Origin of the sequence: Luteirhabdus pelagi, assembly GCF_016827595.1 — a bacterium.
Taxonomy (GTDB): domain Bacteria; phylum Bacteroidota; class Bacteroidia; order Flavobacteriales; family Flavobacteriaceae; genus Luteirhabdus; species Luteirhabdus pelagi.
Genome location: NZ_JAECMS010000002.1, coordinates 496,405 through 521,216, shown reverse-complemented (window position 1 = coordinate 521,216; position 24,812 = coordinate 496,405). Strand labels below are relative to the sequence as shown.

The window sequence follows — 24,812 nt, the reverse complement described above, 5'->3', positions numbered from 1 at the left end:
ACCTTATGGCACACTGTTACTTTTCTTTATTTTATTAATAACCTAAAACGCTATCATCATGAGAAAAGTAATCCGAGTATTAGTCTTAGCCGTCGCTGCCACAGCATTCTTCGCCTGCAACGACGACAAATCAAAAACCGAAGTTCAATCCACCGAAAACGACATGGCCGTAGTTGAAAAGGAAACTACGGAAACGGTCGAGTTTTTATATGTAACGGCTCCCAGTGGCTTGAGTTTACGAGAACACGGTAATTTGAACAGTGAAAAACTAGCCGTTATGCCGTATGGTACGAAAGTGAAAATCGTTACCCCTGAAACCAAGGAAACCATGACGGTAGCCGGAATTAAAGGCGGCATGCACGAAGTGGAATTCAACCATAAGACTGGCTACGCTTTTAATGGGTATTTATCGAAGTTTTTTCCGCCCGAGGAAGATATTAAACCAAAGGTATATGCTGAAGAATTGAAAGCGCAGTTTTCAAAAGTCGAGTATTCTGAAAGTAACGGCGGTACAGCGAGTAGCCCTACGAATACTTCGACTTTGAAATTACCGACCAAGAGCTGGCATGAAGCCTTTTTTATCGCTACGGAATTGTACGGTATCCCAAAGCATTTTGCCTTTCCGGAACCAAAGGGATCTCCAGAAGAAACGGTTGCCGACACGAAGAAACCAAAGGATGTTACTACTAGCGATTTAAAAGTATTTCGTACCAACGACGCTTTAGAAAAAATTGAATACGATTACCAAGCGAAGGGCTATTCATATATTATCACCATTCAACAAAATGATGATAGCATGGTTCTTGAAAAAACAGAAAAGACCGAATAGATTTCTTTGAAAAAGCAAAAAACCCCTGCCGTAGCTGTTGGCAGGGGTTTTTTTGTTATTGCTTTATAAAGCGTTTGGTGCTTTGTTTCTCTTTTGAAGAAATGGTTACAAAATAGATGCCACTCGGAAGGGCTTGCATATTGATATTGACAGTTTCCATCGAAGATGAATACGTTTGATTTTTCAAAAGCTTTCCTTCAATACTGAATACTGAAATAGAATCGATGGCATCACCCTTCTTGGAAGTAACATGAAGCCAATCTGATGTTGGGTTAGGATAAACTTCAACACTATTTGAAAATTCATTTTCCGCATTTCCTAAAATGAAGGATTCGGCAGTCAATACCACTTCATTATCATTTCTACATTCCACCGTAAAGGTATACTCCAGATTGTTGAAATTTCCTGTAACGGTGGAAGGTAAATCACAATTCGTTATGGTACCTGTAGTGGTAGCCACAATAAATTCATCATCAATTTCTGGCTCAAAACCGAGAAGTACGTCAACAGTTCCTTGGAAATCAGCATTACCAGTAATTTCAAGTAAGTCGTAATCATCCCCTTGCTCAAGTCCGTCCAACTCTACCTGGAGTACTGCAGAAGCTTCACTATCGAAATCGCCATTAAAGGTTAATATTCCTGGCGAAGCACCGGGTGCGAAGGTGCCTTCGTTGCTCATGGGCGTATTGGCGGTAATGGTAAGGGCTCCCGTTCCTTTCACAGTTCCTTCCGGTCTATTTTGAAAACCTAGAGTTGAATTAACCGAAACCGTCCCTTCAGCGATATCCAGGGTTCCTCCATTTTCAAAGGTTACGCTGTTTATGGGTGTAATTCCAGAGGAATTCTTAAGAATAAGTCCTTCATTCACTAGTTCGCGGGTTGCTGCCGAACCAGAGGTGCTCACACTTGAGCTTGTATTAAAGTTTATAATTCCTTCAGTAGTATTTAAAAGTGTCCCATCTATTATTTGCAACATACTATTCAATTCAATTACACTTCGGTTTTCTAACGTAGTAGTTTCAATAATGCCATCGGTACCATTGTCAAGCGCCAGTGGGCTATCAAGGAATAAGGTTCCTCCGCCTCCAAGGGTATTGTCTTTCCAGTGAAGGGTTTCGTCACCATCAAAATTTATAATTGCAGTGGTGGGTACAATCACATTCCCAAACCAATTTAGGGGTCCCATAAGGGTTCCAGAAAGGGTTCCCGACAATTCGGTTGTCCCTCCAATCCATTGCATTTCAGCCCCGGCAGCAATCGTATATTCACCTCCATTCAATTTTGAATCCGGATCGTTGATAATACATGTCCCAGATTGGATGTCAAATATTCCTTCTTCATTTTCGAATGTAATAAGTAAACTAAGGCCTGTTGTCGTTTCAATACGGCCAAAATTCAGAAAAATACCGTTGAACGTTGTGGAGTTAATAAGTCTTGGGTTACCTGAAGCCAAGAGCGTACCATCTACTGTATTTTCGAATAAACCTTCAATCAAAAAGTCGCCAGAAGAGCCAGGGAGTATATAATCGCCTTCGTTTTGAATGGTCGCAGTTTCCTCAACCGTTTTCGTACTTACCGTTGCATGGGCAATAGTACCCTCGTTAAGTAGGGTCCCAGGACCATGTAATGTTCCCGCATTCCAGTTAATCGTTGCATTTGAACCGACGGTTGAGGCTTCATTTATACCCCAAAGCCCAGAAACGGTTAACAGGGCATCTCCCTGTATAGTAATCGAATTAACTTGAAGCGTGGTAACAAAGCCGAAAATTTCAGAACTGGAACCCGCAGGAAGGATAACATCTGTAGAAGGCCCAGGAATGGTTCCAGTATCCCAGTTCTGTGCTGTCCGCCACTTATTGTCGGATCCTCCTCCTATAAATGTTGCAGTTTGTGCAATGCTAACCAAGCTGATTAGCAGCAGCATACATAAGAGATATACATTTCGATTCATAATGATTGTTTTGGTTAATAACTATCATTACATCGAAAGAATTCAAAAGTGTTAGCAGTCGGAGAGAATTAAAGTTTGATTATTTCACCAACGAAACCCGTAACGTATTCACCATTCCCTTATCGGCAATAGGCATGGCTGCAAGGTTCACGAGATAGTCACCTTTTTTTACATAGCCACGGTTTCTAGCTATTTTGTTAACGTCATCTACCGTTTCATCGGTACTAACATATTTGTCATAGTGAAACGCTTTCACACCCCAGAGTAGATTCAGGCGTGCCAGAATACGTTTGTTGGAAGTAAAGGCCAAAATATGAGCATCGGGTCGCCATGCTGAAATTTGAAACGCCGTATATCCACTGTTGGTGAGTGTACAAATTGCTTTGGCTTCAATTTCATTGGCCATGATAGCAGCGTGATAACAAACCGATTTGGTGATATAACGATTGGTACGAACATGCGGTGGATGATGGGGCACTGTAATCAGAGCTGAATTTTCTACCCGTTTGCATATATTGGCCATCGTCCGTATGACTTCTACCGGATATTTTCCAACCGAAGTCTCGCCGCTCAGCATTACCGCATCAGCTCCATCCATGACACTATTGGCTACGTCATTCACTTCGGCACGCGTTGGCGTAAGCGATTGAATCATGGTTTCCATCATCTGAGTAGCAATAATAACGGGAATTCTGGCGCGCTTGGCGGTAAGCACTAATTCCTTTTGGATTAAGGGAACTTCTTCTGGGGGCACTTCCACACCCAAATCGCCACGTGCTACCATCAATCCATCGCAATAGGCTACAATCTTGTCGATATTCTTAACCGCTTCTGGCTTTTCGATCTTGGCGATAATTGGAATTTTATACTCGCTATGGGCTTCGATGATGGCCTGTAATTCCTTTAAATCGCCTGCATGTCGAACAAATGATAGAGCTATCCAATCTACTTCTTGGCTAACAGCAAAAATGGCATCCTTTTTATCTTTTGGTGTTAAGGCTGGTAAGGAAATATTGGTGTTCGGAAGATTAACTCCCTTTTTCGAGCGCAGCGGACCACCTTGCACAACCTTGGTTGTAACGGTATCCTTTTTGTTGGTTTCGAGTACTTCAAAGATGAGTTTACCGTCGTCTAGGAGGATGCGTTCACCTGGGTTCACATCTTTCGGGAATTGGTCGTAGTTCATATAGACCCTTTCAGCAGTGCCTTCAAACTCGGTTCCCGTACAAAACTGAATTTTATCGCCTTTGCTTACCACTACTTCCTCTTTCATCATGCCAACGCGCAATTTCGGACCTTGAAGATCGGCAAGAATAGCAGGCGTATACCCCATTTCTTCACTTAAATCACGAATCATTTTAATGCGTTCCTTCACATCCTCATAATCAGCATGGGAAAAATTAACCCTAAAAACATCGACCCCTGCTTTTATCATATCGCGCAAGACCGCTTTTTTTGAAGTAGAAGGGCCTAAAGTGGCTACTATTTTGGTTCTTTTTTGTACTGGCATCTATTCGAAGATTAAGTTCTGTTTGTATTTTAAATTTTCTGCTTGAATTTGGTAAGCCGATATAACGGCAGGTATTTCATTTATCTCCAAGAGCAGTTTCCGTAAGGGAACCATATCTCCATCGGAAGAAAGCTTTAGAAAATAATCCACTTTCTTGAAATCCGGCATCAAATAATGCAATTGTTGCTGTTCTGATCGTTCCTCTGAAAACAAGCCTCCACTTGCCGCTAATCGGGCGGTGACGGACTGACAGATATTGGCTACCAGATGGTACTGAATGTATCGGTTGCTGTCGTAAAATTGAAACAAGGGAAACATCACTTCAAGTCCATCTTTGGAAAAGTCGAGGTCCAATCGACTTCTAGTGAGGTTCAGGTTTGCGAATTTGTTTAGCAGAAAGCCCATTTTATATGCTTCTACACTACAGTGGATAGCAACCAAGGAAAAGGTTTCACCTAAATCATCATCCAGCACCAGTTTATGTAAGCCCATACCTATTCTTATTCCATCTAAAAATACGGATTGTGTGGCAGAACCCCTATAGGCTTGGGTTATTTCTGTATGAAAAATAAAACCGAAAACGTTTTCGGTTGAAAAGTATTAGGCGTTTTCCGTATCTATTTCTTGTTGAAACTTGTAATATGCTCGTTTTGCAGCTCTTTCTTCCGCCTTTTTCTTCGAAGTAGCTCGTGCTCGCGCCACTGTTTCACCCGAAAGCAACAATCGTACACCGAAGTGTTTTACCTCATCGGCACCTGTGTCTTCGAAAGTATCGAACTTAAAGGAGGTTTTATTCTTTTGGCACCATTCGATAAAGAGACTTTTGTAACTGATGACTTTTCCTTCCAATCGCTCGATATCCACATAAGGCTGAATGACACGTTTATGAATGAATTTCTCACAATATTTGAAGCCACGGTCGAGATAAATCGCTCCGATCAAGGCTTCAAAAACGTTTCCATGTATATTTCCTCCAAACTGAGTTAGTGGAATTGAAGTTTTTAGAAAACTGATCAAATTTAAGTCACGGCCCAATTCATTTAAATGCTCCCGACTCACCACCTTACTTCTCATCTTGGTTAGATAGCCTTCATCGCCATCGGGCACTTCGTTAAAAAGGTGTGCGGCAATGACTGAACCCAACATGGCATCTCCCAAGAATTCTAAGCGTTCATAGTTCTGTGGAATGCCTTTCTTGTCCTTTTCATTCATGGAACGATGGGTGAAGGCCTCTTCATAAATCGTGATGTCCTTGGGTTTAAAACCAAGAATCCTTCGCATTGCCATAAAAAAATCCCCGTCCGAATGGGAACGAGGATGAAATATGTCTTTAATAGATGCCATTTACATGGGTTATTCCTCTAATTTTTTAAAGAGCACGCAGGCATTATGACCTCCGAACCCGAAGGTATTGCTCATGGCTACTTTAATTTCCCGAGCTTGTGCCTTGTTTAAGGTAAGGTTTAGGGAAGAATCGATGTTCTCATCGACCGTCGTGTGGTTAATCGTTGGAGGTACCATACTGTTCTCCATCGCTAAAATGGAAGCAATAGCCTCGATGGCTCCAGCTGCTCCGAGTAAGTGACCCGTCATCGACTTAGTGGAGTTGATATTAATATCTTTGGCATGTTCCCCGAATACGCTGGTAATAGCCTTTAGTTCGGCAACATCGCCCAAAGGTGTTGAGGTACCGTGCGTGTTGATAGCATCTACATCCTCTGGTTTCATATTGGCATCGTTCAGGCAATTAAGCATCACGCGTTCCACGCCAATTCCATCAGGATGCGGTGCCGTCATATGGTGGGCGTCACTTGACATTCCACCACCCACAACCTCTGCATAAATTTTAGCCCCACGCTTCTTTGCGTGTTCGTATTCTTCAAGAATTAAGGCTCCAGCACCTTCACCCAACACAAATCCATCGCGTGTAGCGTCGAAAGGTCGGGAAGCAGTTTCAGGACTATCATTCCTTGTTGAAAGGGCATGCATGGCATTAAAGCCTCCCATTCCCGCCTGGGTAACGGCAGCTTCACTTCCTCCTGTTACAATCACATCGCAATGGCCTAACCGAATATAGTTAAGCGCATCGATCATAGCGTTGGCAGAGGAGGCACAGGCCGAAACGGTTGTATAGTTCAGGCCCATAAATCCATGTTTGATCGAGATATTACCAGGGGCGATATCTGCGATCATTTTAGGAATAAAGAAGGGGTTGAAACGTGGTGTTCCATCCCCTTCTGCAAAATTGATCACTTCATTTTGAAAGGTCTCCAAGCCACCGATTCCGGCACCCCAAATAACGCCAACACGAAACTTGTCTACTTCATCCAGATTAATGCCTGCATCTGCAATGGCTTCATCAGAAGAAACTAGGGCGTATTGCGCAAAGCGGTCCAGTTTCCGGGCCTCTTTCCTGTCAAAATGATCTTGTGGGTTATAATTCTTTAGTTCGCAAGCGAATTTAGTCTTGAACTTTTCAGTATCGAAATAGGTAATAGGTGCACAGCCACTTTTGCCATTTTTCAATCCTTCCCAATATTCGGGAAGTGTATTTCCAATGGGGGTTAGGGCACCAAGACCAGTAACTACAACTCGCTTAAGACTCATAAAGGGTAGCTTTATTTTTTTGCTTCTTCGATGTAGGAAATAGCTTGACCTACGGTTGCAATATTTTCAGCTTGATCGTCTGGAATTTGGATATCGAATTCTTTTTCGAATTCCATGATAAGCTCAACGGTATCAAGGGAGTCGGCCCCAAGGTCATTGGTGAAGCTCGCCTCGTTAACAACTTCGTTTTCGTCAACGCCTAATTTGTCCACGATAATTGCTTTTACTCTTGATGCAATGTCTGACATAATCTTAGTTTTTTAGAATTTAATTAAGTGGCAAAAATAAAATTTTTTAATTTAAAACATCATTTTAGCACTGAAATGTGCTTACCAATGTAACAAATTTTTAGGGGAAGTAACCTGTTATTGCCTTACTTTTGTGATTTATTTTATACTACTTCCTAAAACCTCTCAATCTCAACATGGAGAAGCGAATTGTAATCTTTGCATCCGGAACCGGTTCGAATGCTGAAAATATCATTCAATATTTCAAACAGTCCAAAATTGTAGAGGTTTCTATGGTGCTCACAAACAAGCCACGTGCCAAGGTACTTGAAAAGGCTAAAAAACACAATATCAAAACCTTATGCTTCAATAGAGAGCAATTATATGATACTGATTTTGTGTTGAAGACGTTACAGAAAATTAATCCTGATCTTATTGTACTCGCAGGATTTCTATGGATATTTCCAACGAAACTGTTGAATGCCTTTCCTTATAAAGTCATCAATCTTCACCCTGCCTTACTTCCTAAGTTTGGGGGAAAAGGGATGTATGGAAAACACGTTCATAAAGCGGTTGTAGAAAATAAGGAAGCTGAAACGGGAATCACCATCCATTATGTAAATGAAGCCTATGATGAAGGCGCTATCATTGCACAGAAAAAAGTGTCCCTTTCACCTAAAGACACCCCTGATACAGTGGCACAGAAAGTGCATGAGTTGGAGTATGAATATCTTCCACAAATAATTGAAAAATTATTGTTGGATCATTCGGGAAGCGATTCCCACACACGCAAGGATGACATCCACCCTCCTTCAAAGGATAGAGACCAAAACACTTCTAAGGATGGCTAAGAAAAAACAAAAATATTATGTGGTATGGTTTGGAAATCCGACAGGGATATTCAACACATGGGCAGAATGTAAGAAAGCTATCGCTGGTGTTTCAGGAGCGCAGTACAAGAGTTTTGATAGTTTAAAGGAAGCTAAGATAGCGTACAATAAGGAGTATAAGGATTACAAGGGTAAATCGACTTCCAAAAGAAAGGGGAAATCCCTTACCGCAGCACAGCGTGCGAAGATTGGAGAGCCTAATCTTTTCAGCATTGCGGTAGACGCGGCCAGTAGTGGAAATCCAGGAAAAGTTGAATATCGAGGGGTCGATACCCAAACGGGTAAGCAGCTTTTTCACCAAGGACCGTTTCAACAGGGTACCAATAATATTGGCGAGTTTTTAGCCTTGGTTCACGGTTTGGCTTTCTTAAAAAAGCAAAAGAGCGATCGGATTCTATATAGCGATTCACGCATAGCCATGGGATGGGTTCGTAAGAAGAAATGCAACACTAAATTGAAACGCACCCAACGTAATAAAGCGATTTTCGAATTGGTCGACCGCGCCGAGCAATGGCTTAAGACCCATACCTACACCACCACTGTTGTTAAATGGGAAACGAAGGCATGGGGAGAAATTCCTGCCGATTTTGGAAGGAAATAGGATATAGCAACATTACTGCCCAAAGGCGCTGTTAAAGACACTTTTAATACCATTTATTTTCCATAAATTTGCACCCTCATTCTAACACCCTACTATGAGTAAACTTGTTATCGTTGGAACCGTTGCTTTCGATGCTATTGAAACCCCTTTTGGTAAAACCGATAAGATTTTGGGCGGTGCCGCAACCTATATTGGCTTGGCAGCTTCCAAATTCAACGCAGACGGTGCTATCGTTTCAATTGTAGGTGGCGATTTTCCAGAAGATTATATCGCCATGCTAGAAAACAATGGCCTTGACATAGAAGGTCTTGAAATAGTTGAAGAGGGGAAAACCTTCTTTTGGAGCGGGAAGTATCACAACGATATGAACTCGAGGGATACATTGGCAACAGAATTAAATGTCTTGGAACATTTCAACCCAAAAGTACCTTCTGATTACGCCGATGCGGAAGTAGTCATGCTCGGAAACCTTCACCCTATGGTCCAAATAGGTGTTATTGAACAAATGAATAATCCGAAGCTTATCGTATTAGATACGATGAATTTTTGGATGGATAACACTCTTTCAGAACTAAAACAGGTCATTTCGAAAGTAAATGTAGTAACTATTAATGATGAGGAAGCACGTCAGCTTACAGGAGAGTACTCCTTAGTAGTAGCGGCTAAGGAAATCATGGAAATGGGTCCTGATTATGTGGTCATTAAGAAAGGCGAACATGGCGCCTTATTGTTTCATGAAGAAGAAGTATTTTTTGCTCCTGCCCTTCCGTTGGAAGAAGTCTTTGACCCTACAGGTGCCGGCGATACCTTTGCGGGTGGCTTCACCGGATATTTGGCGAAGACAGGCGACTACAGTTTCGAGAATATGAAGAATGCGATAATTTACGGTTCTGCCCTAGCTTCTTTCTGTGTTGAAAAATTCGGCACGGAGCGACTGCTAAATGTTTCCAAAAAGGAGATTCAGCGGCGCTTGAAGCAATTCCAAGACTTAACACAATTTGATATAGAAATTACATAACCTTTCGCCCTGCTTAGTCGGGGCGTTTTTGATGGAACGTTTTCATTATGAGCGACGCACTAAAACATGAATGTGGCATAGCCATGGTCCGATTATTAAAGCCGTTGGAATACTATAAAGAAAAGTATGGAACGGCCTTTTATGGCGTGAATAAAATGTACCTAATGATGGAGAAACAGCACAACCGTGGACAGGATGGTGCTGGTTTTGCCAGTATTAAACTGGATGTCGATCCAGGCGAACGGTACATCAGTCGCGTACGCTCTAATAAATCGCAACCCATACAGGATATTTTCGCGCAGATAAACGAACGTATCAATCAGACTTTTCAGGAACATCCAGAATACAAGGACGATGTTGCGGCTCAGAAGAAGAACATCCCTTATATCGGCGAATTGTTTTTGGGACACGTTCGCTACGGAACCTTCGGTATCAATTCTGTTGAAAACGTCCACCCTTTCCTTCGTCAAAATAATTGGATGCACCGGAACTTGATCATTGCCGGGAACTTTAATATGACCAATACGACCGAGCAGTTCAACAATTTGATCGACTTGGGCATGCACCCCAAGGAAAAGGCTGATACCATAACGGTAATGGAAAAAATTGGGCACTTTCTGGATGAAGGGGTGCGTAAACTTTATAAGAAAGCGAAGAAGGCAGGAATGAATAAGCGCGAAGCTTCTCCTTATATCGTGGAGCATTTGAGTGTCTCTAAGATATTGAAGAAATCGGCACGCGATTGGGATGGCGGGTATGCCATGGCGGGACTACTTGGCCATGGAGATGCCTTTGTACTTCGCGATCCAGCAGGAATTCGACCCGCCTATTTCTATAAAGATGATGAAATAGTAGTGGTAGCATCGGAACGTCCTGCAATTCAAACGGTTTTTGATGTTCCCTTTGAAGAAATCAAAGAGGTTAAACCGGGTCATGCGTTGATTATTCAGAAGGATGGCAATGTCTCGCATAAACGCATTCAAAAAGAATTGGAGCGCAAGTCTTGTTCGTTCGAGCGAATCTACTTCTCTCGCGGGAACGATGCTGAAATTTATCAGGAGCGGAAAGAATTAGGTCGATTGGTAATGCCGCGCGTGCTGAAGGCAATTGATTATGATACAGAGAATACCGTTTTCAGTTTTATTCCGAATACTGCTGAAACCTCCTTCTATGGAATGCTAGATGCTGCGCAAAACGAGCTGAATAAGCAGAAAAATGAAGCCATTCTGAAGGAAGAAGGCAATCTTACCAACGAGCGATTGCTTCAGATTCAGGAACATAAAATTAGAACCGAAAAGATCGCGATTAAGGATGTAAAGCTTCGCACCTTTATTACCGAAGATAGTAGTCGCGACGATTTAGTAGCGCACGTTTATGATGTTACCTATGGTGTGGTGAAGCCTGGCGATAATTTGGTAATTATTGATGATAGTATTGTTCGCGGTACAACATTGAAGAAAAGTATATTGAAAATGTTGGATCGTCTTAATCCGAAGCAAATCGTAGTGGTATCCTCTGCTCCTCAAATTCGCTATCCCGACTGCTACGGAATCGATATGGCGCGGCTGGAGGATTTGGTAGCCTTCCAAGCAGCCTTGGCACTTCATAAAGACAGAGGTACTTACGATATTGTCGAAGAAATATATCATAGGGCAAAAGCTGAAATTGCTAAAACCGAAGGCGATCGCGTCAATCACGTAAAGGAATTATATGCACCTTTCAGCGATCAGGAGATTTCGGATAAAATTGCTGAAATTATCGGCGGTCAAGGTATTAATGCAAAAGTAAAGTTGATTTTCCAAACGGTTGACGATCTTCATGAGGCGTGCCCGAAAAACTTAGGGGATTGGTACTTTACTGGAGATTATCCAACAAATGGCGGTAAGAAAGTGGTAAACCGGGCTTACGTACATTTCTTCGAAGGAAATCCAGAGCGAGCTTATTAAATTTTGTTAAATTTTTCTTAATAACCTTAACATTTAAGCTTTTGAACGATTTTATTTTTCACTTGGTCTAAAAGTAGGAAAAGCCTTAAAATCGTTTCGAAATATCGTCTATATTTGAACCATACCATAGCATAAGTAGGTTAAGTTCATGGTAAGATTTGGGGCAAAAAAGGTGAACACTCGTTCACCTTTTTTCATTTGACCAAAATCACATGGGGTGGTGAGCTTTTCGAGACAGCGTCGAGAACAGTGAACCGTTTATCCTTTATTCCGAACGCTAGTCCATCTTTTTTCCATGCCTACGGCAGGCAGGCATCTTCCCCAAATCAAATGGGGTGGTGAGCTTTTCGAGACAGCGTCGAGAATTGCGAACCGTTTCTTTCCCCTTGAACACTCGTCCACCCTTTTTCCATGCCTACGACAGGCAGGCATTTCCCAAATCATACGGGGTGGTGAGCTTTTTGAGACAGCGTCGAGAATTGCGAACCGTTTCTCTACACCTTTCAACGCTCGTTTGACCGATTGCCCATTTAGTATGGAAAATTTAGTGTGGTGAGCTTTTCGAGATAGTGTCTAGAACAGTGAACCACATTCAAGTCCATACGCACTAAATGCGCATGGACTTGATTCAATCTTAGCATTAGGACAGTTGACTTTTACCCTAGCAGCAGGTGAGCATATAGACTATGAAAAAGAAAAGAGTTTCCTTAAACCGGAAACTCCTCTTACTACTTTTACGTTACACAATGACTATGAGCGTAATACAGTATAATAGGTACGGTTACATCGCTTTCCGAAGTTCTTCAAACTATGGTACCACTGGCTGATTATTGATTTTCGCTCCCAGCGTTCATAGTTTTCAAAAGAAAACTCCAATTCCTTGATTTTATCTTGAATTGTATCGGGAGTGCTTATAACATACAGTCGCTTCGTTTTTTTACGTACTTTATTGCGAATAGGATTCTTCCCGTTCGCGCGAATAGGTGTATACTTTATTTTGAGTTCATATACCTGCTCATCTCTCTTCATAATTCATTCATTTAATGAGTTGTAATGACCAAAGATACAAAATTTACCGTTGCTTAACGTTAAATTTACATTTAGGTAACATTACAAAGTGCTAAATTATAGTTATTCCCAAATATATCCGTGTTTATAAATCATCTCAAAAATATGTATTTGACAAAATATATAGCGTTTTTCAACGAATATTATTGTTATTCATCTAAAAGTTTAGCACATCATCAAATCCTTGTTCTATATTTGAACCATACCATAGCATAAGTAGGTTAAGTTCATGGTAGATTTGGGGCAAAAAAAGGTGAACTCTCGTTCGCCTTTTTTTATTCGTCCCAAATCAAACGGGGTGGTGCGCTTTTTGAGGCACTGCCGAAAATAGCGAACCGTTTCCCTCTCCCTTGAACGCTCGTTTACCGATTACCCATTTAGTATGGAAAATTTAATATGGTGAGTTCTTCAAGGCACCGCCGAGAATAGCGAACCGTTTCTCTCACCTTTGAACGCCCGTTTACTGATTGCCCATTTAGTGTGGAAAATTTAGTGTGGTGAGTTCTTCAAGACAACGCTATGAAAAGTAAACCGTTCATCCTCTCTCTCCCGAACACTCTTCCGCCTTTTTTCCGTGCCTACGGCAGGCAGGCATTTCCCCAAATAAAACGGGGTGGTGAGCTTTTTTGAGACACTGCCGAAAATAGAGAACCATTTCCCTCCCCCTTGAACGCTCGTTTGACCGATTGCCCATTTACTATTGAAAATTTAGTGTGGTGAGTCGTTCGAAATCCCCTTAGAAATACAAACCTTTTTATTACCCACATCGCTAACTGCATTCAAGCGCATGCGCAACTAGTGCCCGCCTGCCCTATCTGCCGACAGGCAGGCGGTAGTCGGGCGCATGGACATTAATTCCAATATAACGTTCGTGCAACGGGTGGATATAAGGATTTTATGGGTACTGTTTTTAAAATGTGAACAGGGTATCAAAATGAAAAACCCGCTGATTGATCAGCGGGTTTTAATTTAAATAGTGTAGGGAAAATTATTTGTTTTGCTCGTATCGCTTCGATACTTCATCCCAATTAATGACCTCAAAGAAGGCACTTACATAATCTGGACGTTTGTTTTGATAATTTAGATAGTATGCATGTTCCCACACATCTATTCCTAAAATTGGTGTTCCTCCACATCCTACACCTGGCATTAATGGGTTATCTTGATTTGGGGTTGAGCATACTTCAACTTTACCTCCATCATGAACGCAAAGCCACGCCCATCCAGATCCAAATTGTCCTTTAGCAGCAGTTGAAAACTTCTCTTTGAAGTCAGCATAACTTCCGAAAGCACTATTAATTGCCGTAGCTAAGTCGCCAGAAGGCTCTCCACCACCATTTGGTGTCATTACTTCCCAAAACAGACGGTGATTGTAAAATCCTCCACCATTATTTCGAACAGCTGTATTATCCATATCCAAATTTGATAGGATATTTTCAATAGTCTTTCCTTCTAAATCGGTTCCTTCGATTGCGTTATTTAATTTATCGGTATACCCCTGATGATGTTTACCATGGTGAATTTTCATGGTTCGCTCATCGATGTGCGGTTCAAGCGCGTCATGCGCGTAGGGTAATTTCGGTAGTTCAAAAGCCATATCTATTATGTTTTTTTGGTTTTTATTTCAGTTTAACTACTTCAAAAATAGCCAATACCCACTCCATTTACTGTTATAAAATTTATAAGATTTTTATTCATTCATAGATAATTTCAATGATGAATTGCTAAGCGACTGTATTTTGGTACTTTTATGAAAAAACTAGCGTGCAGCAATCTATTCCTTTTACCATATATAATGCTTCTGCAGGAAGTGGCAAGACCTATACGCTTGTAAAGGAATATCTAGGTACTATCCTTCGCTCGTCACAACCGAGTTACTATAAATACCTTTTGGCCATCACATTCACAAATAAAGCCGTAGGTGAAATGAAGGCGCGTATCATTTCAACATTAGTCGATTTCGCTTCAGTGTCGAACGAAAACGAAAAACACCCGATGTTGGTTACGCTTGCGTCAGAATTGGGGGAGGCTCCCGAAACCCTTCAACAACGAGCACAAGCTATACTGAAGCACCTATTACATCATTATTCACATTTCAGTGTTGAAACAATCGATCGCTTCAACCACCAACTACTTAGAACATTCGCACGCGACCTGAAACTCTCTTCCAATTTTGAAGTTTCATTAGATACAGATTTACTTTTACGGGAAGCAACCGATGCGTTGATAAGCAAGGCAGGTGAAGATTCGGATATTACCAACGTATTGTTGCAATATGCGTTGGAAAAAACCGATGATGATAAATCCTGGGATATTTCACGTGATATTTCCGAAGCTGCACATTTACTTGTAGATGAAAACGAGCGCAGCCATATCGAAACGCTACGAGCACATAAGCTTAGTGACTTTCTTTCACTTAAAACGAAACTTCAAAAACAATCAAAAGCATTAGAAGCTGAAATAGTTCAACTAGCGACTGAAACCCTTCATAAGATTTCAATCGAAGGGATTGACGAAACGGCCTTTCCTCGTCAGACGCTTCCCAACCACTTTCGAAAGGTTCAGGCAAAAGAATTAAAAGGGCTTTATACCAATACGCTTCAATCGCAACTAGAGGACAGCTCGAAAAACCTATATAAAAAAGATACCGATGCTTCAACAGCAGCCGCTATCGATGGGTTGCATCCGTTTCTTCTGCAACAATATCTTGATATTCAGCAGCGCGTCAGGAAATACGAGCTATACGGTTCACTATTAAAAAACTTGATTCCACTGTCGGTCATTCAGCTCGTGCAACAGGAGTTCGATGCTATCAAGGAAGAACGCAACCTATTACCGATTTCCGATTTCAACACCTTAATACATAAGGAGATTAAAAATCAACCCGCACCATTTATCTATGAACGTATGGGTGAAAAGTACCGGCATTTTTTTATCGATGAGCATCAGGATACTTCAAAAATGCAATGGGACAATTTGGTACCGCTGATAGGAAACGCCCTTACACAGCAGTATCCAGCTGGACAGACCGGTTCGCTGTTATTGGTTGGCGACGCTAAACAGTCCATTTATCGTTGGCGCGGTGGTTGGCCAGAGCAGTTCATGGCGCTATATGGCGACCATAACCCGTTTCCGATTTCAAAGGAGGTGAAGCAATTGGACAGAAATTGGCGAAGTCGGGAAGAGATTGTGCATTTTAACAATTCGCTTTTTACGTACGCCTCAGAGGTCTTTGCCAGTGATCTGCATACGCAATTATATATTGAAGGGAACCGTCAGCTATCCAATACATTGAAAGACGGTTATGTGGAACTGAATTTCATTGAAAATGATACTAAAGACATCCAAACGGAAGAATATGCAGCGCGTATTCTGAAGACAATAGCCAAGGTCTTGGATGCAGGCTATTCGAAACGGGATATTTGCATTATTACACGAAAGAAAAAGGATGGGGCCGCTATTGGTGAAGTATTAGCAACGGAAGGAACTCCGGTAGTTTCACCAGACACGTTATTGCTTTCTGCCTCTCCTATTGTGCAGGGACTGATGGCTGCTTTACAGTGGAGCCTAAACGATAAGGATCAAGTAGCCTTACTTCGCTTCTTGGATTTTCTTTATGAACAACTTCAACCTGAAGCGTCACAACACGATTTTCTACTATCCTTTTTCGATAGAAGCCAATCGCCTACGACGACTTTTGAAGAATTAGGCATTGCCATTTCACCAGAAAAAATTCATCAGTTCTCCTTATATGAAACCTTCGAATATATTATTAGGAATGTCGGTCTCTCGGGAACCTCAAACGCCTATCTTTTCGGTTTTATGGATCTGGTTCACGATTTTGAGCAACAACCACAAGCTTCCAAACAAGCCTTTTTAGAGTATTGGGAAGAAAAAAAGGAAAAGGCCAGCATCGCCACTTCTTCAAGTTTGGATGCAGTGCAGCTTATGACCATTCATAAGGCAAAGGGACTAGAATTTCCAATTGTGTTATATCCTTTTGCCGATACAGACTTATACAATGAGCGAAAGGGGAAGATCTGGTATCCATTAGACAAAAAGGAATTCGGTTTTAAAGAATTACAGATCAACTTTAATAAGGATGTGGCACATTTCGGTGAAGTAGGTGAAGTACTGTATGAGCAAAAGCGAAGTACCTTAGAGATGGATCAGATCAATTTGTTATATGTTACATTGACACGTGCTGTTGATCAATTATATATTTTCACGCAAAAACCCAATGAAAAGAATTTGGGGATGCCCAAATCGTTTCCCGATTTGTTAGCCAGCTTTTTATCCAAAGATGGAAGATGGCGGAAAGAAGAATCAGTTTACGCATATGGTTCTTTTCAGCCGAGAAAAATAACGGAAGCAAATAAATCGGCCATTACTTCACTTATACCCCTATATAATAGCGTTTCCCCCCAACAACATAACCTAAGCTTGGTGGCAACCGATGCCTTGCTGTGGGACAGTGAAGTACAGAAATCGATTGTTGCTGGTAATTATTTGCACGATTTTATGGCGACTATTAAGGAATCGAAAGATGTCGATAAAGAATTGGCTATGCTGGAAAAAAGGGGTATTTTTCCAAAAGAAACTCGAGAAGCTCTTTCAAAAACAGCAAACGCGATCGTGTCGCATCCAGATCTTGCTCCATTATTTACAGGTGAAGATGAGGTGTTATGTGAACGTGATATACTATCGGCAAGTGGTGATATATTACGTCCCGACCGGATAAATATTCATTCAGGAAATACGGTAACGCTAATCGATTATAAAACAGGAGATCCCCAGGCTTCACATAACCGACAAATAGCTTTGTATGCTGAAGCACTTTCGGAAATGGGGTATCACGTAAAAAGAAAAATTTTGCTGTATTGTAAAGAAGCTTCAATCACACTACAAGAAAACTAACAAAAATTACCGAAGATGTACGGAAAAATACAACAACATTTACAACAAGAATTAGAAGAAATTAAAGACAATGGTCTCTTCAAAAAAGAAAGGATTATTACGTCACCACAAGATGCGGTCATCAAAATATCGACCGGTGAGGAAGTTATTAATTTTTGCGCTAATAATTATTTAGGACTTTCATCACATCCAGATGTAATTCAAGCCGCGAAAGACACCTTGGACTCACATGGATTTGGAATGTCCTCGGTTCGATTCATTTGTGGAACACAGGATATTCATAAGGAACTGGAACAAAAAATAGCCGATTTCTATCAGACAGAGGATACTATTTTGTATGCAGCCTGTTTCGATGCGAATGGTGGCGTTTTTGAACCATTGCTTACGAAAGAGGATGCTATTATTTCCGATTCACTGAACCACGCCTCCATTATTGATGGGGTTCGTTTATGCAAAGCGGGGCGTTATCGCTATCAGAATGGAAATATGGACGATTTGGAAAAGCAGCTTATCGCTGCTAATGAAGAAGGAGCTAGGTTTAAGGTGATTGTAACTGATGGTGTTTTCTCAATGGACGGATTAGTAGCGCCTTTGGATAAAATATGCGACTTGGCAGATAAGCATGATGCTTTGGTTATGATTGATGAATGTCACGCAACAGGCTTTATAGGCGAGACAGGACGCGGCACGCTAGAGGAAAAGGGCGTAATGGGACGTATCGACATTATAACCGGAACATTAGGAAAAGCCCTTGGAGGTGCCATGGGAGGATATACGACTGGTAAAAAGGAAATAATTGAAATGCTTCGTCAGCGGTCACGCCCCTATCTTTTTTCTAACTCTCTTGCTCCAGCGATCGTTGGTGCTTCTATTAAGGTATTCGACATGTTGGAAAACGATACTGCATTACGCGATAAGGTAATGGAAAATACACGATATTTTAAGGCTAAGATGGATGAAGCCGGGTTTGACATCATTGATGGCGATTCTGCCATTGTACCCGTAATGCTTTATGACGCGAAACTCTCTCAGGATATGGCAGATATGTTATTGGAAGAGGGCATATATGTTATAGGGTTTTTCTATCCCGTAGTTCCAAAAGGGAAAGCACGTATTCGAGTTCAGCTTTCCGCAGCACATGAAAAAGAACATTTAGATAAGGCCATTGAGGCCTTTATAAAAGTGGGCAAAAAGTTAAGCGTGATAGACTGAAAACCTTGATAATTTAGGCGATAAGCGCTGTCTGTTTGGGAAAATTTTAATAGATTTGACTTTGTTTATTTATTTTAACAACTTACTTTTGCTCTAATTAACACTTAAAAATTAAACAATCGAATATGAAACATCTTAACAGTTTATTGGCCATTGCAATCCTGTTCTTAGCGGTTGGTGTGGCGAATGCACAAGACGAAAACAACCCTTGGGCTTTTGAGGTTGGTGTCAACGCTGTTGACGTTTTCCCAGCCGGTACGGAGGATGGTAGATTACCACTTCGAATTATGCAAGGGGGAGAAAACCTACAAGTTAGGGGCGACTACTTTGAAGAATTTTATAACGTAAACGATCACTGGAATATCCTTCCTTCAGTTTCTAAAATTGCTATCGGTCGCTATATTGGAAGCGGATTCACTTTCAATGCAGTAGGTACAATTAATAGAATTGATCAATTAGGTGATGCGCAAGTTGACGATCTTTCTTACTATGCAGCCGATGGTGAAATCAAATACAGTTTCCGTGACTTAATTAACGGGCCTGGTGGCTGGTTTGATCCATCTCTTGGTATAGGTGGTGGTTATACTTGGGTAGATGATATCGGATTTGGAACTGCTAACGGTCTTGCAAGTCTACGTATTTGGTTGGCTGAAAATATAGCTGTTAACTTACAGACTACTTATAAGCACTCTTTCGAAGATTCTTATGGCATCCGTCATTTCCAACACTCTGCCGGTGTTGTATTTAAATTCGGTGGTAAAGATACTGACGGTGATGGTATCTACGATCAAGACGATGAATGTCCAGAAACACCAGGTCTTCCTGAGTTTAATGGATGTCCTGATACCGATGGTGATGGCATCGAAGATCGTAATGACGCATGTCCTCAAACTCCAGGTACTGCTGAGTTTAACGGATGTCCTGATACTGACGGTGACGGCATTGCTGATCCTCAGGATGAGTGTCCTACTGTTGCTGGTGTAGCTGCATTGAATGGTTGTCCAGATGCTGACGGTGATGGTATCACTGATGCTGAAGATGAGTGTCCAAACGAAGCTGGACCTGCTGCAAACAACGGTTGCCCATGGCCAGATAGCGATGGAGACGGTGTACTTGACAAAGACGACCAATGTCCTGACGTAGCTGGAACTGTTGCAAACAACGGATGTCCTGAAGTAACTGTTGAGGTTATCAACCAATTGAATGAGTACTCTAAGACAATCTTGTTCGACTATGATAAAGCTTCAATTCGTCAAGAGTCTTACGAGGCACTTCAGAATATTGCTGATATCATGAAAGAATATCCTAACACTACATTCCATATTGAAGGTCACACGGATAGCCGTGGTAGTGATTCTTATAACATGAAGCTTTCTAAAGAAAGAGCTGCTTCTGTAATGAACTATTTGACCACTATCGGAATTCCAGCAAACCGCTTGACTTCTGAAGGATATGGTGAAGAAAGACCAGTAGCTACTAACAATACAGCTGCCGGAAGACAACAAAACCGTCGTGTTGAAATTTCTTTGAAAAAAGATCAGTAAATCACGAACGTAATAGTTGAGAAAACGCCCTTGAAATTCAAGGGCGTTTTTTATTTTTAGGGAATGCAAACATTCCTCGAGGAAACCATAGCCAAACTTCAACAAAAGCATTCCTCGCTTGGCGATTTGGTGTTAATTCTTCCCAGTAAACGCGCTGGTGGCTTTTTAAAACAGTACCTCAAAAGAGCGCAGCATCAAACTACATTTGCCCCTACAATTATCAGTATTGAAGAATTCATCGAGACACTTTCAGGTCTTAGCATACTTCCCAACCTAGAACTTCTTTTTCACGCCTATGAAGCCTATCTTCAAACTGATTCGAAAGAAGAAAAAGAAGCCTTTGAAAGTTTTAGCAATTGGGGTACCACCCTACTGAACGATTTCAACGAAATAGATAGGCACTTAGTGCCACAAGAAAAATTCTTCAGTTATCTCAGAAATATTAAGGCATTGGAGCGTTGGACCATGGATGAAGAACCTACACCTCTTATCGAAAACTATCTCGCCTTTTTCGATAACCTTCATAAAACATATAGTGTACTTAAGAAAAATTTGACAGATAACGGGTTTGGGTATCAAGGATTAGTTTATCGAAAAGCTGCAGAAGCCGTCGATACTTATTCAATAAGAAACAAGGAAACACCACATGTCTTTATAGGTTTCAACGCGCTGAATAAAGCAGAGCAGCATATTTTTCAAACCTTGCTGAATTACGGCAACGCAGAAGTATATTGGGATACAGACGAATACTTTATGCAGGACTTTTCACATAGCGCCTCCTATTTCCTTCGGAACTATCGAAAGAACTGGAAGTATTATGAGCAACATTCCTTTGAAGGTATCGAGAACCACTATACTAAACCGAAAGATATTTCATTGGTCGAGGTTCCAAAAAATATCGGACAAGCCAAATATATAGGTTCATTATTGGAAGGAATCCCAACAAAGGAACTCTCGAAAACTGCAATCGTTCTAGGAGACGAAGCATTACTCCTACCACTTCTCCATTCTTTGCCGGAGAACATTCCATCAGTGAATGTAACAATGGGAGTTCCTATCGGAGGTTTTCCTGCCTACGTCTTTTTTGAAATGGTACTGCATCTTCATGCGCTGCCTGAAGATTCCTTTTACTATAAAGATATCTTATCAATATTACAACATCCGATGGGCAACAAGCTTCTAAATAGTGCGGAGACCATTCAGCATACCATTGTTCACAACAATAAAACGCATCTAACGCTTCAGGAGTTGTATTCAATGGCAAATCAAGAAGACCATAAATTCCTAACACTTCTATTTCAAAAAGAGTCATCACCCAAACAAGCATTAGCAAATTACCAATCACTAGTGTTTGCACTAAAAGATAGAATAGGTGGAGATCGTATCACGCGAATCGTACTATATGAGCTTTATAAAATTTTTGAAAAACTCATTTCATTAAACTCCAACTATCAGCACATCGAGAATATAAAACAGCTTCAGCAACTGTTCATTGAAATGGCGCAAACTACTAGTCTGGATCTGCAAGGAGATGCTTACGATGGATTACAGATCATGGGTGTCTTGGAAACGCGGGTGCTCGATTTCGAAAACATTATCATAACCTCGGTAAATGAAGGTATTCTTCCCACAGGAAAGTCGAATGCGTCTTTTATTACCTACGATTTAAAACAAACCTTTGAATTACCACTCTATACCGAAAAGGACGCGATTTATGCCTACCATTTTTACCATATGCTACATCGTGCTAAAAAAGTAACGTGCCTCTATAGTAATTATTCGGAAGGTGTTTCCATAGGCGAGAAAAGTCGATTCCTATTACAACTTGAAATCAATCATCCCCCAGCACACAATCTTCAACATACGGTGGTGGCGCCAACGGTTGAAATTCCAGATACGGAACTGAAAATTATTCAGAAAACGCCTAAGGTAATCGAACGGTTAAAGGAAATTGCCGCCAAAGGCTTCTCTCCTTCCGCCCTAACCGCATACATTCGGAATCCAATCGATTTCTATTACGAGCGTGTCCTTCGTGTTTCGGAAAATGTTGAGGTCGAAGAAACGGTTGCTGCCAATACATTGGGCACGATCATCCACGACACGCTAGAGCAATTGTACAAGCAATTTGAAAAAACGGAACTTACCGAATCGCTATTAAAAGGGCTTTTCAATAAAATTGAAAAAGAGGTTATACATCAGTTTCAAAATACGTTCAAGGAAGGAACTTTCAACAAAGGGAAGAATCTTATCATCTTCGAAGTAGCCAAACGTTATATTGAAAACTTTATTCATAGTGAAATTGATTTACTTCGAAAAGGACACTCCATTCGACTCATTTCAGTAGAAAGCAACCTTGACATTGCACTCGATATCCCTTCACTAGACTTCCCCGTGCGGTTGAAGGGTAAAGTAGACCGTATCGATGAATTTGACGGTAAAAAACGTATCATCGATTATAAAACGGGATCGGTTTCTCAAGGTGAAGTGGAAATCCATGACTGGGAATTGTTGAAAGAAGACTATAAATACAGCAAAGCGTTTCAGGTACTGGCGTATGCGTATGTCCTACACGATATCGCACCAAGCCCCGAGGTTGAAGCAGGCGTTATTTCTTTTAAAAACCTTGGAAGCGGTTTCCTTCCCTTCGCCACAAAATCTTCACTGAGAAGCAGGACTAAAAATACGACAATCGACACCGATGTATTCTCCGACTTCGAGCAAATCTTATTTCAACTAATTGAAGAGATAATGAATCCCAATCTTCCCTTCACCGAAAAAGAAATTGTATGATAAAAAAAGAATTGAATTCCGTACTGCAACACGATGGCAAAAAACCGATTGTATATGACCTTTATTATACTGAAAAAGAGAATCCTCAACCCTTGGTCATTTTTTGTCACGGCTATAAAGGCTTTAAGGATTGGGGGGCATGGCATTTAGTCGCTGAAGCTTTTGCTGAGGCTGGTTTTGTATTTCTAAAATTCAATTTTTCACATAATGGTGGAACGGTGGAAGAACCCATCGATTTTCCAGATTTAGAGGCGTTCGCTGAAAATAATTATAGTCTCGAATTAGAGGATTTGCAACGTGTTCTTGATAGCGTATCAGCAAACGAGCTCCCGATCTCGATAGATATGGAGAAGATTTCGTTAATCGGACATAGCCGAGGCGGTGGGATAGTACTGATCAAAGCTGAAGAAAATGAAGACATTCACAAAGTGATCACTTGGGCGGGCGTTAGCGATTATAAGGTTCGGTTTAACATTGGTTCTGAAGAATTTCAGGAATGGAAAGAATCGGGTGTGAAATACGTCCAAAACGGTCGTACTAAACAACAGATGCCACATCACTTTCAATTCTACAAAGATTTTGAAGCGAATGAAAAACGATTGACGATTCGTCGTGCCGTTGAAAACCTCAAAATTCCACAACTTATCATTCATGGAAAAGATGATCCCACTGTTGATCAATCGGAAGCAAAAGCACTTCACAGATGGAATCCTAACAGCAAATTGATGTTGGTGGAGGATGCCAACCATGTTTTCAATACCAAACATCCTTGGAATGATACAAAAATTTCAAAGGCCATTGAAGAAGTTATTCATTACTCCATTTCCTTTTTAAAACAATAAGTCTTTCAACAAAATATCGATAAAGTGTTAATATTCTTCGATTAAATGTAATATTTTTCCTACATTAGTAGGCTAACTCCCAAAAATCTACTTATGAAATCAATTATTACGCTGTTGCTTTTTAGCCTTTTCCTTATCGGTTGTTCCCCAGACCAAGAAGCCACAATTGAAGATATCCAAGAATTAAACCTTATAACAGAACAACCTGGAGGTGATGAGGTATTATACGAAACACCGCTTATGGCGGGCCAGCACACAGAGGCGGGTACGGTAACCGTTAGTATAGTGGACGGAACTGTTGAGGTTACCTATGAAACTATTGGAGATTGGGTAATTGACGAAACCCATCTATTTGTAGGGCAATTAAGCGATTTGCCTACCACGGGTAGTGGAAATCCTAAAAATGGACATTTTGAATATAAAGGAACTCACAATGGAGTAACTACGGTTACCTATACAACCGATAATCTAAATGAAGGCGAATGTGCTTACGTAGCGGCACACGCAGTAGTGAGCAATTCTTCTGGTGGTTCAGAGACCGCTTGGGGACAAGGTATTCCAATTGGTGGAAATAACTGGGCCATGATGTTTGAAGTATGTTACTAAATCTCCCAATTAATTAATAAGAGCTCGTGATAGTATCACGGGCTTTTTTTATAGCGTACGTCTAAAAAATTGATTATTTTCGCCTTCTCAGTTGACGGGGCATTAGCTCAGCTGGCTAGAGCGTTTGGCTGGCAGCCAAAAGGTCATCGGTTCGACTCCGATATGCTCCACAGATAAAGCAGGATTCTGAACAGAGTCTTGCTTTTTTTGATATGACGCTTCAGAGGAGAACCTGCCGTCCGTTCAGGCGGGGT

The 24,812-nt window shown here is 41.1% G+C and carries 19 protein-coding genes and 1 tRNA gene; 12 read left to right on the top strand and 8 right to left on the bottom strand.

Going from position 1 to position 24,812, the window contains the following annotated elements; all coding sequences use genetic code 11:
- Positions 1–58: 58 nt before the first annotated feature.
- Entirely contained in the window at positions 59–829 is a 771-nt protein-coding gene (locus I4Q58_RS07205) for an SH3 domain-containing protein (protein WP_203295215.1), read from the top strand.
- A 55-nt stretch (positions 830–884) separates the two neighbouring features.
- Here the strand turns inward: I4Q58_RS07205 and I4Q58_RS07200 are convergent, their stop codons facing one another.
- The 6 genes from I4Q58_RS07200 to I4Q58_RS07175 all read right to left on the bottom strand — a co-directional run bounded on the left by I4Q58_RS07200 (position 885) and on the right by I4Q58_RS07175 (position 7,145).
- Positions 885–2,780, bottom strand: coding sequence for a T9SS type A sorting domain-containing protein (locus I4Q58_RS07200; RefSeq protein WP_203295214.1), 1,896 nt, complete (start codon positions 2,778–2,780; stop codon positions 885–887).
- A 79-nt stretch (positions 2,781–2,859) separates the two neighbouring features.
- Complete coding sequence (pyk, locus tag I4Q58_RS07195; protein ID WP_203295213.1) at positions 2,860–4,290, bottom strand: pyruvate kinase; 1,431 nt, start codon at positions 4,288–4,290, stop codon at positions 2,860–2,862.
- Positions 4,291–4,782, bottom strand: a complete 492-nt coding sequence (locus tag I4Q58_RS07190; protein ID WP_203295212.1) for an IPExxxVDY family protein — start codon at positions 4,780–4,782, stop codon at positions 4,291–4,293.
- A 108-nt stretch (positions 4,783–4,890) separates the two neighbouring features.
- Positions 4,891–5,634, bottom strand: a complete 744-nt coding sequence (gene rnc, locus I4Q58_RS07185; protein WP_203295211.1) for a ribonuclease III — start codon at positions 5,632–5,634, stop codon at positions 4,891–4,893.
- 9 nt (positions 5,635–5,643) lie between these two features.
- Positions 5,644–6,897, bottom strand: a complete 1,254-nt coding sequence (fabF, locus tag I4Q58_RS07180; RefSeq protein WP_203295210.1) for a beta-ketoacyl-ACP synthase II — start codon at positions 6,895–6,897, stop codon at positions 5,644–5,646.
- 11 nt (positions 6,898–6,908) lie between these two features.
- Positions 6,909–7,145: an acyl carrier protein gene (locus tag I4Q58_RS07175; RefSeq protein ID WP_093141106.1), complete on the bottom strand. Its 237-nt coding sequence runs from the start codon at positions 7,143–7,145 to the stop codon at positions 6,909–6,911.
- A gap of 176 nt (positions 7,146–7,321) precedes the next feature.
- Here I4Q58_RS07175 and purN point away from each other — a divergent pair, with 176 nt between their 5' ends.
- The 4 genes from purN to I4Q58_RS07155 all read left to right on the top strand — a co-directional run bounded on the left by purN (position 7,322) and on the right by I4Q58_RS07155 (position 11,579).
- Positions 7,322–7,975, top strand: coding sequence for a phosphoribosylglycinamide formyltransferase (purN, locus tag I4Q58_RS07170; protein ID WP_203295209.1), 654 nt, complete (start codon positions 7,322–7,324; stop codon positions 7,973–7,975).
- A complete protein-coding gene (locus I4Q58_RS07165; protein WP_203295208.1) occupies positions 7,968–8,615 on the top strand; it encodes a ribonuclease H1 domain-containing protein in 648 nt (215 codons plus the stop codon). Before purN ends, I4Q58_RS07165 begins: the two co-directional genes overlap by 8 nt.
- 94 nt (positions 8,616–8,709) lie before the next feature.
- Positions 8,710–9,633 carry a PfkB family carbohydrate kinase gene (locus I4Q58_RS07160; protein ID WP_203295207.1) on the top strand — a complete coding sequence of 308 codons (924 nt, stop codon included), beginning with the start codon at positions 8,710–8,712 and terminating at the stop codon, positions 9,631–9,633.
- 47 nt (positions 9,634–9,680) lie between these two features.
- Positions 9,681–11,579 carry an amidophosphoribosyltransferase gene (locus tag I4Q58_RS07155; protein ID WP_203295206.1) on the top strand — a complete coding sequence of 633 codons (1,899 nt, stop codon included), beginning with the start codon at positions 9,681–9,683 and terminating at the stop codon, positions 11,577–11,579.
- Positions 11,580–12,329: 750 nt separating this feature from the next.
- Here I4Q58_RS07155 and I4Q58_RS07150 read toward each other — a convergent pair.
- On the bottom strand, positions 12,330–12,608 hold the full coding sequence (locus I4Q58_RS07150) for a hypothetical protein (RefSeq protein ID WP_203295205.1): 279 nt from the start codon (positions 12,606–12,608) through the stop codon (positions 12,330–12,332).
- A 1,027-nt stretch (positions 12,609–13,635) separates the two neighbouring features.
- Positions 13,636–14,244, bottom strand: coding sequence for a superoxide dismutase (locus I4Q58_RS07145; RefSeq protein ID WP_203295204.1), 609 nt, complete (start codon positions 14,242–14,244; stop codon positions 13,636–13,638).
- 167 nt (positions 14,245–14,411) lie between these two features.
- Between I4Q58_RS07145 and I4Q58_RS15725 the strand changes: the two genes are divergently transcribed.
- From I4Q58_RS15725 to I4Q58_RS07110, 7 genes are all read left to right on the top strand, one after another.
- On the top strand, positions 14,412–17,564 hold the full coding sequence (locus tag I4Q58_RS15725) for a UvrD-helicase domain-containing protein (protein WP_203295203.1): 3,153 nt from the start codon (positions 14,412–14,414) through the stop codon (positions 17,562–17,564).
- 15 nt (positions 17,565–17,579) lie between these two features.
- A complete protein-coding gene (kbl, locus tag I4Q58_RS07135) occupies positions 17,580–18,776 on the top strand; it encodes a glycine C-acetyltransferase (RefSeq protein ID WP_203295202.1) in 1,197 nt (398 codons plus the stop codon).
- 125 nt (positions 18,777–18,901) lie between these two features.
- A complete protein-coding gene (locus I4Q58_RS07130; protein WP_203295201.1) occupies positions 18,902–20,320 on the top strand; it encodes an OmpA family protein in 1,419 nt (472 codons plus the stop codon).
- Between the two features lie 63 nt (positions 20,321–20,383).
- Positions 20,384–23,110, top strand: coding sequence for a PD-(D/E)XK nuclease family protein (locus tag I4Q58_RS07125; protein WP_203295200.1), 2,727 nt, complete (start codon positions 20,384–20,386; stop codon positions 23,108–23,110).
- Positions 23,107–23,952: an alpha/beta hydrolase family protein gene (locus I4Q58_RS07120; RefSeq protein WP_203295199.1), complete on the top strand. Its 846-nt coding sequence runs from the start codon at positions 23,107–23,109 to the stop codon at positions 23,950–23,952. The genes I4Q58_RS07125 and I4Q58_RS07120 overlap by 4 nt, the downstream gene beginning before the upstream one ends.
- A gap of 93 nt (positions 23,953–24,045) precedes the next feature.
- Positions 24,046–24,558, top strand: a complete 513-nt coding sequence (locus I4Q58_RS07115; RefSeq protein WP_203295198.1) for a putative periplasmic lipoprotein — start codon at positions 24,046–24,048, stop codon at positions 24,556–24,558.
- A 96-nt stretch (positions 24,559–24,654) separates the two neighbouring features.
- Positions 24,655–24,728: transfer RNA gene (locus tag I4Q58_RS07110), tRNA-Ala, on the top strand.
- Positions 24,729–24,812 lie beyond the last annotated feature (84 nt).